The sequence below is a fragment of the Polynucleobacter acidiphobus genome (assembly GCF_003065385.1).
GTDB classification, from domain to species: domain Bacteria; phylum Pseudomonadota; class Gammaproteobacteria; order Burkholderiales; family Burkholderiaceae; genus Polynucleobacter; species Polynucleobacter acidiphobus.
In genome coordinates, this window is record NZ_CP023277.1 from 631,204 (window position 1) to 647,094 (window position 15,891).

Here is a 15,891-nt window from a genome sequence, read left to right on the forward strand (position 1 = left end):
ACTAGAAAGAGCGTGGTAAGCCTAGCAAGTGCTCGGCTACATAAGAGTAAATAAGGTTGGTCGAGATTGGGGCGACTTGATAGAGTCTCGTCTCTCTGAACTTGCGTTCGACATCGTATTCGCAGGCAAAACCAAAGCCACCATGGGTTTGTAAGCAAACATTAGCAGCTTCCCAGGATGCCTTGGCTGCTAAATACTTCGCCATATTCGACTCAGCCCCACAGGGTTCTTGACGATCAAAAAGCTCGCAGGCCTTAAAGCGCATTAAGTTGGCCGCCTCGGTCTCGATGTAGCTATCTGCGATCGGAAACTGAATACCTTGGTTCATACCGATCGGACGATCAAAGACTACGCGCTCAGTGGCGTAGCGACGCGCGCGCTCAATAAACCAATAGGCATCACCAATACATTCCGCAGCAATCAGAGTTCGTTCTGCATTTAAGCCATCCAATATGTACTTAAAACCCTGACCTTCGGCGCCGATTAGATTCTCTGTCGGGATTTCTAATTGATCAAAGAAAACCTCATTGGTTTCATGATTGACCATATTCGCGATAGGGCGCACATCCATCCCCTTGCCAATCGCCTCATGGAGATTGACGATAAAGATCGACATCCCCTCAGACTTCTTTTTAACCTCTGTAAGGGGGGTGGTGCGCGCTAGCAAAATCATTAAATCCGAATGCTGAATTCGCGAGATCCAGACTTTCTGACCATTGATGATGTAGCGATCACCTTTTTTGGTCGCAGTAGTCTTTAACTTAGTCGTATCGGTTCCGGTGGTGGGCTCGGTGACCGCCATACTTTGCAGTCGCCATTCACCTGAGGCGATCTTCGGCAGATACTGTTGCTTCTGCTGCTCTGAACCGTGGCGCAGTAAAGTACCCATGTTGTACATCTGACCATGGCAAGAGCCAGCATTGCCTCCCGAGAGATTAATTTCTTCCATGATGACGGAGGCCTCGGCAAGCCCTAGTCCTGAACCACCATATTCCTCTGGGATCAGTGCTGCCAACCAACCCGCATCGGTCATCGCTTTAACAAACGCTTCAGGATAGCCGCGTTCATGATCAATTTTTTGCCAATAGGCAGAGTCATAACGCGAACAAAGATCTCGAAGCGCCTCGCGCATCTCCTGATATTGATCCGGTTTTGGAATCGTCAATGCCATAATTAGTTTAGGATTTTGTTGGTGATATCGATGCTTTGATAGGGGAGTTGGTCGACTGGCCAGGCCCCTGATTTATTACTCTCAAAAATCTTTTTTAGATCCAAGGTGACATAGCTGGTGCGATTTGCATAATTAGAAATATGCCATTGCTGATTATTGAGATCCTTGATGTTCACCCACTGGGTGTAATCAGAAATCACTTTATCACCATCTTTTGAGGCAGCCACACCCACTGGAATATCGACATTGTTCAAAATATGACCAGTGAGTTGTACGCCCTCAGCTCGATTGTTGGGTGGTGTAGCAAGTTGGCGCAAGTAGGCTGCCCGAATAAATCGGGAGGGCGGGGTGTAATCCGCAGGCAAGCCCATCAGCCCACCACCTTGACCAATCTCAGTGACATTTTGGCCATTCACGGTGACTGAGCTTCTAGCAAAGTTTGTTAGGTTTAAGTAATTTCTGGCATTCAGAATATGCCAATCGTAGGTGGGTGCGTTGGTTAATACCTGCGCAACATTGTCATGAATGCGCATTTGGCCCTTTACAAATTCCACCACAATGCTGGCGCCAGTGCGATCGGTGAATACAAAATGTAACCAGGGGGGTGTTGGGCCTGCAGGTAAGCTCGAGTCATACCAAACCTTGTAACGGGGCAAGTCTTTGCGTAATTCGGCGACATTAGCAAACATGCCTAAAGCAAGTGTCCCAAAATCCAGAATCGAGACATAGTCCAAATCTTTAGCGGTGACGGTTTGGTACTCGGTAAATCCTGGTAAGAAATTACCACTCATTGCTAGCCCGGCGCTATTCTGACCCTCAAGAAGAGCAGGTGCACCTGGCAAGATTCCTGGGGAAATTCCGAGAACAGCATATTTAGTGATGAACTGGATTGGAGGCAATTTGAGATTCTCGGGGGCCGTGGTGCGAAATTTGGTTCCTTGCGGGATGCTATTGATAGTCCATTTCATATCAAAGGCCCACTCCATCGTGCGACCGGCGATGACTGTGCCGTCTTTAGCCTGAATATTCACGGCAGTGCAAGCAAATGAACTATGAAAAAAACTCAGCAGCGTGAGACCAACCAACCATTGTTTCATTGTGATTCTCCAACTCAGGATTCGGAATCTTGTAGTTTAATCTAGATACTTTCTTGATTGATGGGGCTGATTGCCATGCAACAAATCCTCTCCGGTATTCGTGTTCTAGAGCTTGGCCAATTAATTGCAGGACCTTTTGCTGCCAAGACCTTGGCGGACTTTGGGGCAGAGATTATTAAAGTTGAATCACCTCAAGAGGGTGATCCATTGCGTAAGTGGCGCATGCTGCATGAGGGAACCTCGGTCTGGTGGCAAGCGCAGTCACGTAATAAGCAGTCGATTTGCATCGATTTGCGCCAACCCGAGGGTCAGGAGATTGTGCGACATTTAGCCCAAGACGCTGATGTTCTGATTGAAAACTTTCGACCCGGTACTATGGAGAAATGGGGCATGGGTTGGGATGCGTTGCATGCGCTTAATCCGAAATTGATTATGTTGCGCGTTTCTGGCTATGGACAAGATGGACCGCGTCGGGATGAGCCTGGCTTTGCCGCCATTGCAGAAGCGACCGCTGGATTACGTTATTTAACAGGGCATCCTGGACAGGTGCCTGCGCGTGCGGGCTTATCGCTCGGTGACACGATTGCTGGTTTGCATGGCGCTCTGGGCGTCTTGCTTGCACTATACGAGCGTGACGCGAGGGGTGGTCAAGGGCAGATGATCGATGTGGCACTCTATGAAGCGGTCTTTAATTTGACCGAGAGCCTCTTGCCGGAGTACCACGTCTTTGGTGCAATCCGTCAACCAGCAGGGGGTGCATTGCCAGGAATTGCTCCCTCGAATGCTTACCCTTGTATTGATGGCCAGTACGTATTAATTGCTGCCAATGGAGATTCTTTATTTAAGCGATTGATGGATCTGATCGGTCGTAACGATTTAGGCAACGATCCTGAATTGGCGCGTAACGATGGGCGGGCTAAACGTGCTGACGCCATTGATGAAGCAATTGGGCAATGGACGAGCCAACGAACCCTTGAAGAGATTCTGGCTGCTTTGCAGAGTATTGCTGTTCCTGCTGGACGTATCTATAGTGCGAAAGATATTGCGGAGGATCCTCACTACCGTGCGCGCGGTGTGATTGAAACCATTGAGAGTGCAGACGGTTTGAAAGTAGAGATGCCAGGCATCATTCCAAGGCTCTCTCAAAATCCTGGGCAAATTCGGCATCGCGCACCGACCCTTGGCGAACATACTGAATCCATTCTCATGCAACATGGATTTACTGCCGAGCAGATTCAGACCTTGAGGGACGCTGGCGTACTACAGTAATGGAAGCGCTTATTCATTCGGTAATGGATTGGTTTGGTATGCCCACCGTGGGTCTACCGGCAGTATTTATTGTGGCAGCAGTATCCGCCACGCTAATCCCGATGGGCTCAGAACCCGTTTTGTTTGCATACGTCAGCTTAAATCCAGAGGATTATTGGTTGGCGATTGGCGTGGCAACCCTGGGCAATACCTTGGGTGGGATGGTTAACTGGTGGTTGGGATTGCTCGCTCGAAATACCTATGAGTCATTGCGGGGAGAAACCCATTCACGCGCCCAAGCGTGGCTAGAAAAACGAGGGCCACCGATGTTGTTACTCTCGTGGCTGCCAATCATTGGCGACCCTTTGTGTTTGGTAGCGGGTTGGCTACGTCTGAAATGGTTACCGTGCATGATTTACATGGCGATTGGTAAGTTACTGCGGTACATCACTCTCACATGGCTGCTAACCTCGATACCCAAGTCCTTTTGGCAAGAATTAGGCCGACTCATAGGTCTATGAGAAGATAGTTGTTTTATTGGTTTAAACGAGGGCTTCAGGATGCTTTTAAAAGGGAAAACCGCTTTAGTGACGGGATCAACAAGCGGTATTGGACTGGCGATGGCTAAGGCCATGGCAGGCCAAGGCGCCAATGTGATGGTGAATGGGTTTGGTGAGAAAGATGCGGCGATCGCCGAGGTCAAGGCTTATGGCGTTGAAGTGGATTATCACGGTGCCGACATGAGTAAGCCCGATGAAATCGCGCAGATGATTGCTGCCACTGAAAAACGCTTTGGTGCAATTGATGTGCTCATTAATAATGCCGGGATTCAGCATGTCGCAAGCGTGGAAGATTTTCCAGCAGAGCGCTGGGATGCAGTGATTGCGATTAACTTGAGTTCGGCGTTTCATGCCACGCGCTTGGCACTTCCGGGAATGAAAGAACGTAATTGGGGCCGCATTATTAATATTGCCTCGGTCCATGGTCTTGTGGCCTCAATGCAAAAAGCAGCATACGTGGCGGCAAAACATGGCATCGTTGGTTTAACCAAAGTCGTTGCTTTAGAAACTGCGCGCACGGGAGTGACTTGTAATGCTATTTGCCCAGGTTGGGTGTTAACCCCGCTCGTTCAAAAGCAAGTCGATGCACGCGCGGAACGCGAGAAGATTTCCAATGATGCGGCTAAATTAGCGTTGGTCTCCGAGAAGCAGCCCTCTGGCGAGTTTGTGAAACCCGAGCAACTCGCTGCATTAGCCGTATTTTTGTGCGGACCCGATGCATCAGAGGTTCGTGGTGTCGCATGGAATATGGATGGCGGTTGGACTGCACAATAAATCATTAGTCAAATTAGAATAAGAAGAACTTCGTCATGCATCGAATTGTCATCGTAGGTGGTGGAGCAGGAGGGTTGGAGCTAGCAACTCGTCTAGGCGATCGATTTGGTCCTCGCAAAGGTAAATCGGGAAAACTATCCATTACTCTGATTGATAAGAATCGTACGCATATTTGGAAACCAAAACTCCATGAGATTGCGGCTGGCAGTATGGATTTGGGTGACCATGAAGTTGATTACATTGCACAGGCCCACTGGCATCACTTTACTTATCGCATTGGTGAGATGATTGGCTTGGATCGCGATCGCAAAGAGGTGATTGTTGCGCCGTATAAGGATCATCTGGGCACCGAAATTACTCCGCAGCGTTCAGTACCGTATGACATCTTAGTGATGAGCATTGGAAGTCTCAGTAATGATTTTGCGACCCCTGGCGTTGAGGAATACGCCTTACGCTTAGAGTCTCAGGACGATGCCAAAAACTTTCATCATCAAATGCTCAATGCGATTATTCGGGCACAGGCACAAAGCAATCCACTCTCGCCCGACCAATTACACGTGGCCATTATTGGTGCAGGGGCAACCGGTGTTGAGCTTGCTGCCGAACTGCATCGCACCACGCGCGAAGTTGTTTCGTACGGTCTTGATCGGGTAGACCCCAATAAAGATTTAAAGGTAAGCGTGATTGAGGCGGCCCCCCGAATCTTGCCAGCCTTACCGGCGCGACTCTCAAATGCAACCGAAGCCTTATTGCAAAAGATGGGTGTTGAGGTCATTACGAATAAGAAAGTGGCGCGGGTGTTTCCCAAAGAGGTGCAGTTTAGTGACAACACGAGTCTGCCCGCTGAATTGATTGTTTGGGCAGCTGGAGTCAAGGCGCCTGATTTTCTCAAAGACATCGGGGGCTTGGAGACGAATCGAATTAATCAGCTGGTGGTGCTGCCGACCTTACAAACGACACGTGACCCCGACATCTTTGCCATGGGCGACTGCGCGGCCTGTCCTTGGCCAGAAGCAAACGAGGGGCAGGGCGGCTTTGTACCGCCGCGAGCCCAAGCAGCCCATCAACAAGCCTCTCATTTGTTTAAACAAATCCAATTGCATCTAGAAAACAAGCCCCTGAAACCATACCGCTACCGTGATTTTGGTTCTTTAGTATCTTTAGGAAAGTACAGCACCGTTGGCAATATGATGGGCGGCCTGATTGGTGGCAACCTCATGATCGAAGGCGTCTTTGCCAAGCTAATGTATTTGTCTTTGTACAAAATGCATGAGCTGGCATTGCATGGCTGGGCCAAAGTGAGCCTTGATACCTTGGCGCGCATGATAACGCGCCGCACCGAGCCCCACGTCAAATTGCACTAACTAAGTTCGGAGCGAACTTGAGCAGAGCGATCCCAAAGATTAGGGATCTGCGACGAGGAGTAACCCGAAACAAAGTTTTTGACAGACCCTGTTTGCGGGTCGTAGACATGGCGCTTCACTGCCCCAATATTGCCTCCATAGACATGGATGCTAATTGATGGCTTGTCGTCAAAGGCATTCTTCACAATATGAATATCCCCAATGCTCGGGCTGACCTCATCCACATCACCAGGCAATAAGGTTTCTTCATGACCGACAGCTTCTAATTGGCCAGCTGAATTACGGATATAGCGTTGACCTTTTTCAGAGCCCCGCAGCATGCCAATTAGACCCCAAACCATGTGATCATGAATTGGAGTGGCTTGGCCTGGTCCCCAAACAAAACTGACGACCGAGAATCGCTCCAGTGGGTCGGCGTGCAATAAATACTGCTGGTAATACTGAGGGTGAGGAACTGCGCAGAAATCCGGTAACCAATCATCGGTCTTAATTAAATCCTGTAATAAAGCCTTGGCTTTTGGACGAACAATATCTTCAGCTTGACTCTGGCCAACCAATTGGGTCATTTGAGCCACAAAATGCCGTAAAGGGGCGATTTGATCGATTACAGCAGGATTTGTCATATGACCATTATATGAATACTTTGGGGATTTCCCCAGCAAGCAGCGATAGGCAAAGACCCTTAAAATAGAGATATTCCATTCATTACACCCTAGGGGAAATATATGTTTGACCCCATCATGTTGAGCCGGATCCAGTTTGCTGCCAACATCACCTTTCATATCTTATTTCCCACTATTACGATTGCCTTAGGCTGGGTTCTGTTTTATTTCAAGATTAAGTTCAATCGTACAGGTGAAGTCTATTGGCAAGAGGCGTATCAATTTTGGGTCAAAGTATTTGCCCTGACCTTCGCTTTGGGAGTTGTGAGCGGCATCACGATGAGTTTTCAGTTTGGTACTAATTGGCCAGGGTATATGGAGACCGTCGGCAATATTGCTGGACCGCTACTTGCTTATGAAGTACTGACCGCCTTCTTCCTTGAGGCTACATTTCTTGGCATCATGTTATTTGGTGCAAAGCGCGTTTCACAAAGGGTGCATACCTTAGCAACTTTCTTAGTCGCTTTCGGAACCACTTTGTCTGCATTCTGGATCATTGTTCTCAATTCCTGGATGCAAACTCCGCAAGGCTTTGAGATGATCGATGGCCAAGCGCATGCGGTGAGTTGGATGGAAATCGTATTTAACCCATCGATGCCATACCGCTTTGCACACATGATGACCGCTTCATTCCTAACCGTGTTTTTCCTGTTAGCAGGTTTATCCGCCTATCGCTATTTACAAGGTAGTCGTACTCAAGCGAATAAGGCTATCCTCAAATTTGGTATCGTGGCGGCCGCGATTGTGACCCCCATCCAAATTTTCTTGGGGGATATGCACGGACTCAATACCCTCAAATACCAACCAGCCAAATTAGCCGCGATGGAAGGAATTTGGGAAACGGGTAATGGCGTTCCTGCTGTTTTATTTGCTATCCCCGATGAAAAAACGCAATCCAATAAGTTTGAGATCGCGATTCCGAAATTGGCTTCTTTCTATCTAACCCACGATTGGAATGGTGAGGTCAAGGGCCTAAAAGATTTTGATAAGACACCGCCAGTCAAACCAGTCTTCTTTGCCTTTCGCATCATGGTTGGAATCGGTGTCCTGATGCTGGTTTTGTCTTGGTATGGATGGTGGCGGATGCGACGCGGACAGAACTTACCCAATTGGTTAGCCCGCGCTTTTGTCTGGATGACCTTTTCAGGATGGGTAGCAGTGGTTGCTGGTTGGTATGTCACTGAAATCGGACGTCAGCCTTATTTAGTGCATGGCGTTTTGACAACTGCAGAAGCTGCCACAAAATTGCCAGGTGGCATGGTATTTAGCAGTTTGATGATGTATTTGTTTCTCTACCTCACCTTGATCGTTGCGTATATCTGGGCCATTTTCTATATGGCACGACAGGCAGACAAAAAGAGTGCAGAGGCAGAGGCTCCAATTTCAATTCAGCCCTCATCCACTTCACTGCAAACCTAAATGATCCCAGCCGACTGGTCGCAAGCCTCTGTATGGCTCCCCCTGTTTTTCTTGGGGGCAATGGGCTTTGCCATGTTGTCGTATGTGGTGTTGGATGGCTACGATTTGGGAGTTGGTATTTTGCTCAATCGTGCTAGCGATGCTGACAAAGATGTGATGATCTCCTCGATCGGACCTTTTTGGGATGCCAATGAGACCTGGTTGGTGCTTGGTGTGGGTATTTTGCTGGTTGCATTTCCATTCGCACACGGCATTGTTCTGACCGAACTCTATTTGCCAGTGGCGATTATGTTGGCTGGACTCATTTTGCGCGGGGTGTCATTTGATTTTCGGGCTAAGGTGAACTTAGCGCAAAAGCCGCTTTGGAACTTCTTATTCTATTTTGGTAGCTTAGTAACCGCGGTATCTCAAGGCGTAATGATTGGACGTCATATTATTGGTTATGAGTCTGGCTTATTAGGCTGGATTTTTGCTGCACTTGTCGGAATTTGCTTGCCAGCAGGATACGCCTTGCTGGGCTCAACCTGGCTCATCATGAAAACCGAGGGGGCGTTGCAGTTGCGAGCGATTTTGTGGGCGCGGGCAAGTTTATGGTTAACCGGATTAGGCATAGCCTTGATCTCAGCAGCAACTCCGTATTTCAGCCCAGAGATCATGAGTCGTTGGTTTAGTTATCCCAACATTGTTTGGTTGGCACCGATTCCGATTGCGACCGCGCTCTTGTTTCTAATCACGGATCGTGCACTGCATCAGCTCAAAGCGAACCCCAGCCGGCGGGAATGGCTGCCATTCACATCAACGGTCGCGATCTTTTGGTTATCGTTCTTCGGGATTGCCTATAGTTTATTTCCTTACTTGGTCGTTGATCGCATGACGGTGTGGCAAGCGGCTGCATCCACTCAATCGCTGTGGGTCATCTTCTGGGGTGCGATTGTGGTCTTACCAACGATCTTGGCCTACACCTTGTTCTCCTACCGCATTTTTAAGGGCAAAACACAGCCACTGAGCTACTACTAAAGAGATCGTTAGAATAGGGTGTTCCATTTAAAAGAGTGCCTATGAACACCACTGATCTTTCTGCCTTAAAACCACTTGCCGGAATTCGTGTTCTCGAGATTTGCAATGTCGCTGCAGGACCATTTTGTGCTTTGCTGCTTGCCGACCTCGGAGCCGATGTCATCAAACTAGAGAACCCCGGTGCGGGGGACACATTACGTGCCTGGCCTCCCCATACTGGTCCTGAGAATGACCGCTTAAGTGAGAACTTTGCATCTTTAAATCGCAATAAACGGTCAATTACCCTGGACCTAAAAAACCCAGACGATAACGCGAAGGCTAAAGATTTGATTGCCAATGCGGATGTACTGATTGAGAACAACCGCCCTGGTGTGATGAAACGTCTCGGCCTGGATTTTGACTCAGCCCTTGCCATTAATCCAAAACTAATTTATTGCTCGATCTCGGCCTATGGTCAAACTGGACCACGTGCTAATGAGGGCGGTTTTGATGTCACCATTCAGGCGATGAGCGGCATCATGAGTGTGACCGGAGAACCCGATGGCGCCCCCGTCAAATGCGGTGTGCCGGTTGCGGATTTCACGGCAGGGCTATATGGGGCTATGAGTATTTGTGCCCAATTGCGCGCCGTGGCACAAACTGGCAAGGGCGTTCATATTGATGTGCCAATGATGGGCACCTCGTTAGCAATTGCCGCCTTGCAAACCTCGGAGTACTTTGGAGTTGGCAAAGATCCAGTTAAATTAGGTTCAGCTCATCCTCGCAATGCCCCTTATCAAGCATTTAAGGCTAAAGACGACTATTTAGTAATGGCAGCCGGTACACAGGCCCTTTGGGAAACCGTTTGCCAGATCTTGAAGAGCCCTGAGCTTTTAAAAGACGAACGTTTTACTAGCACAGCGCTGCGGGCAAAAAATCAAATCGCTTTAAAAGAGTTGATCGAAGCAATCTTACAAAAAGATACCGCTACTAATTGGATTACACAATTTAGCCAAGCGGGTGTGCCATGCTGTCCAATCAATCAGTATTCCGCTGTTTTGAATGATCCACAAACCCTTGCAATGGGTTGGGTACAGCCCATGGTGATGGCCAATGGCCAACAAACCAAAACCGTCATTAATCCCATTAAATTTAATGGTACAACGGCTCCCATCGAGCGCAGACCACCGCGCTTGGGTGAGCATAATTCTGAGATCGTGGAGTAAATATGAACACCTTACGGGTAGAGCATTCGGGTCACATCAAACGAGTCACCCTTAATCGTCCAGAGAAGCGCAATGCGATTAGCTATGAGTTAGCTTGTGAGCTGCTCGCCGTCACCAAGGAGGCGGAGACCGATGGTACCCGCTTGCTGATACTGCGAGGCGAGGGCCAGGGCTTCTGTGCTGGCTTTGATTTCTCAAACTTTGATGACGCAAGCCCAGGCGATTTGCTATTGCATTTTGTGCGTATTGAGCAAATGCTCCAAGCCATTGCGCATGCACCATATGACACGATGGCATTAGCGCATGGACAAACGATTGGAGCGGGGGCGGATTTACTCTTGGCATGTCGTCACCGGGCGGGTTCGGAGGATATGCGCATGATGTTTCCTGGGGCCCGTTTTGGTTTGATCTTGGGTTCCCGTCGATTAGCCGAGTGTGTGGGCCCTGATCGCGCACAGCAGCTGATTGGAAATCCGCGCCGTATTGATGCGCATCAAGCTAAAGATTTTGGGATTCTGACCGCTGTCCTGGAGGCGACCGATTGGCATGCCTATGAAGCACAAGTTCTTGAGCATATTTTGGAGATGCCGGCGGACGCGCGTGCGATGGCACTGCATGCCTGCAAACGCGATACCCGTGCCGTTGATTTATACGATTTGGTGCAATCGGGTTCGGTGCCTGATATTAAGCACCGTGTTGCTGAGTATCTAGCAAAAGTGAAAGCCGCAGCGAAGAAGTAACTAAGAAGTAACGAAGAAGTAATTTAGTCCTGACAGATCTTGTCGTAGAGTCGATCAACCTTGCCTGCAAGCAGAACCTGACTTGGCAAGGGGCGATCGACCAAAGTGCGCAACTCCGCTGCACACTCGAGTAATAAATCAAGGTTCATATTGGTATGAAAGCCCATCAGATCGAACATATGAACCAATTCCTCGGTGCAGATATTGCCAGTCGCTCCTGGGGCATAAGGGCAGCCACCTAAACCACCCAAAGATGAATCAAAGCGCACAATCCCCGCTTGAACAGCAGCTAAGGCATTCGCTAAACCCATACCACGGGTATTATGAAAATGCAGGGTCCATTGCGTATCGGGATACTTGGATTGCGCCTTCTCGCAAATTTCAGTGACTTGCCGAGGATTAGCCATACCAGTGGTGTCGCAAATACTAATGCCCCGAACGCCTTGGTCAACAAAATGATCAATCCAATGCATCAGTTCGTTCATGGGGGTCATGCCACTCATCGGGCAACCAAAGCTGGTGGAAAGGGAGATGTTGACGGCCACCTTGGATTGATGTGCCAAGGAAATTACTTCACCAAGAGCTTTGGCTGAATCAGCACGGGACATTCGTAGATTGGATTGATTGTGGGTTTCGCTGACCGACATCACGAGATTGAATTCATCAACGCCGACTCCAAGGGCGCGCTCAGCACCGCGTAGATTTGGAATTAAGACGGTGTATTCGACCCCAGGAACGCGCTCAATGCCATGCATCACGGCCTCCGCATCGGCAAGCATTGGAATGGCCTTAGGGCTTGTAAAGGAGGTCACCTCAATCTTGGCATAGCCCGCACGACTTAAGCGATTAATTAAGCGAATCTTCTCTTCTGTAGGAATGAAACGCGGTTCTGCCTGAAAGCCATCGCGGGTAACCACCTCTTGGATGTAAATCCGACTTGACGGATTGACGTGTGTTTGACTATGCATACGACCTCGTTGATTCGACGAATGGTTATATAAATCCTTATTTTAATTAAGAAAACCCCATTTCGGGATGGATAAAACAAAAATTCCAGAATGGTCTATAGTTACAGCACTGAGTATTTATCAACGTGTTCGCTCTGTTACTAAAAAAGGAAAAAAATGGAACATACATTGCCCCAGTTGCCTTATGCGCTTGATGCGCTCGCACCTTATATTTCAAAAGAGACATTGGAGTATCACTATGGCAAGCATCATCAGACTTATGTGACCAATCTCAATAATCTCATCAAAGGAACCGAGTTTGAGAACTCGAGTCTCGAAGACATTGTCAAGAAATCATCCGGCGGTATCTTTAATAACGCAGCCCAGGTCTGGAACCATACGTTTTATTGGTTTGGTTTAAAGCCAAACGGTGGCGGTGCTCCAACCGGTGCCTTGGCAGATGCCATCAATGCGAAGTGGGGCTCATTTGATAAGTTCAAAGAAGAGTTCACCAAGTGCGCAGTGGGTACTTTTGGATCGGGTTGGGCCTGGTTGGTCAAGAAAGCCGATGGTAGCCTCGATTTAGTATCGACTAGCAATGCTGCGACACCATTAACAACTGATGCAAAGCCACTGTTGACCTGTGACGTATGGGAGCACGCGTATTACATTGACACTCGTAATGCTCGCCCTAAGTATGTCGAGAACTTCTGGAATCTCGTGAATTGGGATTTTGTTAGCAAAAACTTTGCAGCGTAATTCCTCTAAGAAATCCATATGACATCCATTCTGAGCTCATTAGGCAAGACCGTTCTGGTCGGATTTATCCTGCTTGCCCTCATTGTGATCACCCTAGGCGGATCCAATGTGGGGAGCTCAGCGTGGGTTACCTTTGTATTTCGCTTCCTGCACGTGATTTCAGGGGTGATGTGGGTGGGTCTATTGTGGTATTTCAACTTTGTACAGATTCCATCCATGGCAAAGATTCCGGATGAACAAAAGCCTGCGGTGGCAAAGGTGATTGCACCAATGGCCTTGAAATGGTTTCGTTACGCAGCGATGGCTACGGTATTAACCGGATTTATTCTGGCTGTACTCAATGGCTACGCGCATCAAGCATTCACACTTCAGCAACCTTTTTTGGCAATTGGCCTGGGAATGTGGATTGCTTTAGTTATGGCCTTTAATGTTTGGTTCGTAATTTGGCCCAATCAGAAGCGCGCCCTCGGAATTGTGGAAGTAGACGCAGCGACTAAAGCAAAGTCTGCACGCGTCGCGATGCTCACTTCGCGGATCAATACCATTTTGTCGATCCCCATGTTGTATTTAATGGTAGCTCAGCAAAACGGCGGTTTGTAAATCTAATAAATCTTAGCCTCTCCAGCGGGTCGATTCTTAAAGCGCTTATGGACCCAATAGTATTCGGCTGGGCGCAGCCGGATCTCATCTTCAAAGTATTGATTAAGGCGGGCCGTATCGGCATTTTCATCATCACTTGGAAATGACTCAAGTGCTTTACCGATATGGCAAATATAACCAGAGCGATCAGGATTGAGGGTCGTTTGCATAATGCACACTTCGGCGCCACTGAGTTTGGCTAAACGTGAAATCGCAGTAATGGTATTCGTTTGAACGCCAAAGAAGGGCACAAATACGGAGTCCTTGGTGCCGAGATCAATATCGGGTGCGATAAAAACAAAGTTTCCTTTTTTGATCTCGCGGACTGTTTCGATGAGATGACCTTGTCTTGGAATGGATCGTCCGCCAAAGCGACCGCGCCACTCAATAATCTTCTGATCAAAATATGGATTTTTCATCTTTTGATAGAGGGTGACTCCGCGTGGCCAATTCATCTTCTCAGCCAAGGCGCACAAAGCAATGCCACCTTCAATGCCTACAAAATGGGGGTTGACCAAAATGCGGGGCTTTCGATCCCCTAATTCAATCTCAGAATCAATCTGAATCATCTCATTGATCTGTGCAGGGGTTCCCAGCCAAATACGACTACGCTCTAAAATGCTACGACCAAATAGCTGCCAGTGCAGCAAAGCCAGAGCCTCAATTTCTTGAGTTGATAGTTGTGGAAAACAAAGACGTAAGTTAATTAAGACCACACGCTGACGATCACTTGGTATGTGCGCGACGATCCATCCCAAGCCATTGCCAAGACTGATAATCCATGCATACGGAAAAACAAGGACGACGCGAAGAGCGGATACCGTTAGGTAATTTAGAAAAGTTTGCAAGCAGGCCTTATAGAACCCTCACTATATACCTTGATTCGTATTTGGGTTGACATACCGTAAACTAGACCCATGAAACAAACCATTTTGCGGATCCTCTGGGTATTGAGTGGCGCAAGTGTGGCCTTGTTTTTGGCTCTCCATGTGGTCCGTCCACAAGATTCCACCTTATTACTTGCCTCCTTGGGTGGTTCAACCCTATTCTTGTTTGGTCTAACAACGCTGCCGCCGACGCAGCCCAGGGCATTATTTGGTGGTCATCTCCTATCTGCCTTGATTGGGGTGATCTGTTACCAAACCTTGGGTGATGCAACCTGGGTATTGGTTTTATCGGTACTCATTACGATTGCGGTGTTATTGCTAACAAAGACTGTTCATCCGCCCGCAGGAGCCAATCCGCTGATCATGATTCATGCGCATGCAGGATTTATGGATATCTGGACCCATGTTTTATTGGGTGTCATAGCGCTGGCTGCCACAGCATTTGTCTGGTCACGTCTTGGGCCTGGAAAGGTCAAATATCCCGTGAAATGGAACCAAGAGTCTCCACCCGGACCCCATTGGGGCCCATGGGGATCAATCTAAGCTTGATTAATTAATTTACGAACTGCCTTAGCTAACTCAAGTGCGGTCATGCCATTGGGCCCAATTCCGGATTGAACCAGTTGATCGGCAGCGCTCGCGTGAAGCTCAACTGCAAGACAGCTTGCCTCCCATAAATTGAGATGATGGCAAATTCCTTGGGCTGCAAGTGAGGCGATGAGACCCGTTAAGACATCCCCCATGCCACCGGTTGCCATCCCAGGATTGCCTGCATTGCAGGTATAGATCACATCAGCTGGCGAACCAACTAATGTATGGTGACCTTTGAGAACCACATAGCATTGAAATCGATCAATCAGTAACTGAATTGCCCCAGATCGATTGGCTTGAACTTGTTCCGCCGATATTCCTAATAGACGGGCTGCTTCACCGGGATGAGGCGTGATTGTGCAAGGACCTTTACGCTCTCGCAATAATTGAGCTAACCGTGGATGGTCAGCAATAAGATTTAAGGCATCCGCATCTAAGATCAGTGGACCGGAGAAGGCAAGACCTACCTCTAAGAAATGCAGAGCTTGGTCACTCAAACCTAAGCCGGGACCAAGCCCTAAACAGTCAGGCGCAATACCCTTTATGAAATGATTGGCATCAACTATCTGAGAGGCATCTTGAATCATTAATTCAGGTTGATCAACCTGCACATGAGCCGATTTAGAATCCAAGACCCCAATAATGGTCCACCCAGCGCCGCTATAAAGCGATCCATACGCCGATAAAAAAATTGCACCCGCCATACCCGGTGCGCCACCCACAAGCAATACCTTCCCCATATCGCCTTTGTGTTCATCCGATTTTCGAATCAGGCGGGAACGCAGCGCAAGGACATTTAGGTTTGGCATGA

17 protein-coding genes are annotated in these 15,891 nt (G+C 48.4%); 11 read left to right on the top strand and 6 right to left on the bottom strand.

Annotation, left to right across the window (positions count from 1 at the left end):
• Position 1: 1 nt before the first annotated feature.
• Together AOC32_RS03360 and AOC32_RS03365 are read right to left on the bottom strand one after the other, a co-directional pair.
• Positions 2-1,171 (bottom strand): acyl-CoA dehydrogenase family protein, encoded by a 1,170-nt coding sequence (locus tag AOC32_RS03360; protein ID WP_108508131.1) that lies wholly within the window; start codon positions 1,169-1,171, stop codon positions 2-4.
• Between the two features lie 2 nt (positions 1,172-1,173).
• Positions 1,174-2,268: a choloylglycine hydrolase family protein gene (locus AOC32_RS03365; protein WP_108508132.1), complete on the bottom strand. Its 1,095-nt coding sequence runs from the start codon at positions 2,266-2,268 to the stop codon at positions 1,174-1,176.
• A 75-nt stretch (positions 2,269-2,343) separates the two neighbouring features.
• On the opposite strand from AOC32_RS03365, the gene AOC32_RS03370 reads away from it, so the two are divergent.
• The 4 genes from AOC32_RS03370 to AOC32_RS03385 are packed head-to-tail and all read left to right on the top strand — an operon-like array spanning position 2,344 to position 6,214.
• Entirely contained in the window at positions 2,344-3,537 is a 1,194-nt protein-coding gene (locus AOC32_RS03370; protein ID WP_108509322.1) for a CaiB/BaiF CoA transferase family protein, read from the top strand.
• Positions 3,537-4,037 (top strand): YqaA family protein, encoded by a 501-nt coding sequence (locus AOC32_RS03375; protein ID WP_108508133.1) that lies wholly within the window; start codon positions 3,537-3,539, stop codon positions 4,035-4,037. The genes AOC32_RS03370 and AOC32_RS03375 overlap by 1 nt, the downstream gene beginning before the upstream one ends.
• Before the next feature lie 39 nt (positions 4,038-4,076).
• Positions 4,077-4,850: a 3-hydroxybutyrate dehydrogenase gene (locus AOC32_RS03380; protein WP_108508134.1), complete on the top strand. Its 774-nt coding sequence runs from the start codon at positions 4,077-4,079 to the stop codon at positions 4,848-4,850.
• A 35-nt stretch (positions 4,851-4,885) separates the two neighbouring features.
• Positions 4,886-6,214 (top strand): NAD(P)/FAD-dependent oxidoreductase, encoded by a 1,329-nt coding sequence (locus AOC32_RS03385; protein WP_108508135.1) that lies wholly within the window; start codon positions 4,886-4,888, stop codon positions 6,212-6,214.
• On the opposite strand, the gene AOC32_RS03390 is transcribed toward AOC32_RS03385, so the two are convergent.
• A complete protein-coding gene (locus AOC32_RS03390) occupies positions 6,211-6,837 on the bottom strand; it encodes a cysteine dioxygenase family protein (RefSeq protein WP_108508136.1) in 627 nt (208 codons plus the stop codon). The genes AOC32_RS03385 and AOC32_RS03390 overlap by 4 nt on opposite strands.
• Positions 6,838-6,939: 102 nt before the next feature.
• On the opposite strand from AOC32_RS03390, the gene AOC32_RS03395 reads away from it, so the two are divergent.
• From AOC32_RS03395 to AOC32_RS03410, 4 genes are read left to right on the top strand one after another with little or no spacing between them, the layout of a single operon-like run.
• On the top strand, positions 6,940-8,295 hold the full coding sequence (locus AOC32_RS03395; protein ID WP_108508137.1) for a cytochrome ubiquinol oxidase subunit I: 1,356 nt from the start codon (positions 6,940-6,942) through the stop codon (positions 8,293-8,295).
• Positions 8,296-9,312, top strand: coding sequence for a cytochrome d ubiquinol oxidase subunit II (locus AOC32_RS03400; protein ID WP_108508138.1), 1,017 nt, complete (start codon positions 8,296-8,298; stop codon positions 9,310-9,312).
• Positions 9,313-9,353: 41 nt separating this feature from the next.
• Positions 9,354-10,517 carry a CaiB/BaiF CoA transferase family protein gene (locus AOC32_RS03405; RefSeq protein ID WP_108508139.1) on the top strand — a complete coding sequence of 388 codons (1,164 nt, stop codon included), beginning with the start codon at positions 9,354-9,356 and terminating at the stop codon, positions 10,515-10,517.
• 2 nt (positions 10,518-10,519) lie between these two features.
• On the top strand, positions 10,520-11,257 hold the full coding sequence (locus tag AOC32_RS03410) for an enoyl-CoA hydratase/isomerase family protein (RefSeq protein ID WP_108508140.1): 738 nt from the start codon (positions 10,520-10,522) through the stop codon (positions 11,255-11,257).
• Between the two features lie 23 nt (positions 11,258-11,280).
• Here the strand turns inward: AOC32_RS03410 and AOC32_RS03415 are convergent, their stop codons facing one another.
• Positions 11,281-12,225: a hydroxymethylglutaryl-CoA lyase gene (locus tag AOC32_RS03415; RefSeq protein WP_108508141.1), complete on the bottom strand. Its 945-nt coding sequence runs from the start codon at positions 12,223-12,225 to the stop codon at positions 11,281-11,283.
• Between the two features lie 156 nt (positions 12,226-12,381).
• On the opposite strand from AOC32_RS03415, the gene sodB reads away from it, so the two are divergent.
• Both sodB and AOC32_RS03425 read left to right on the top strand, forming a co-directional pair.
• Positions 12,382-12,963, top strand: coding sequence for a superoxide dismutase [Fe] (gene sodB / locus AOC32_RS03420; RefSeq protein WP_108508142.1), 582 nt, complete (start codon positions 12,382-12,384; stop codon positions 12,961-12,963).
• An 18-nt stretch (positions 12,964-12,981) separates the two neighbouring features.
• Positions 12,982-13,563, top strand: coding sequence for a urate hydroxylase PuuD (locus tag AOC32_RS03425; RefSeq protein WP_108508143.1), 582 nt, complete (start codon positions 12,982-12,984; stop codon positions 13,561-13,563).
• A gap of 2 nt (positions 13,564-13,565) precedes the next feature.
• On the opposite strand, the gene AOC32_RS03430 is transcribed toward AOC32_RS03425, so the two are convergent.
• Complete coding sequence (locus tag AOC32_RS03430) at positions 13,566-14,450, bottom strand: LpxL/LpxP family acyltransferase (RefSeq protein WP_108508144.1); 885 nt, start codon at positions 14,448-14,450, stop codon at positions 13,566-13,568.
• 69 nt (positions 14,451-14,519) lie between these two features.
• Between AOC32_RS03430 and AOC32_RS03435 the strand changes: the two genes are divergently transcribed.
• Entirely contained in the window at positions 14,520-15,032 is a 513-nt protein-coding gene (locus AOC32_RS03435; RefSeq protein WP_108508145.1) for an HPP family protein, read from the top strand.
• Here the strand turns inward: AOC32_RS03435 and AOC32_RS03440 are convergent.
• Entirely contained in the window at positions 15,029-15,889 is an 861-nt protein-coding gene (locus tag AOC32_RS03440; protein WP_108508146.1) for an NAD(P)H-hydrate dehydratase, read from the bottom strand. The genes AOC32_RS03435 and AOC32_RS03440 overlap by 4 nt on opposite strands.
• Between the last annotated feature and the right edge of the window lie 2 nt (positions 15,890-15,891).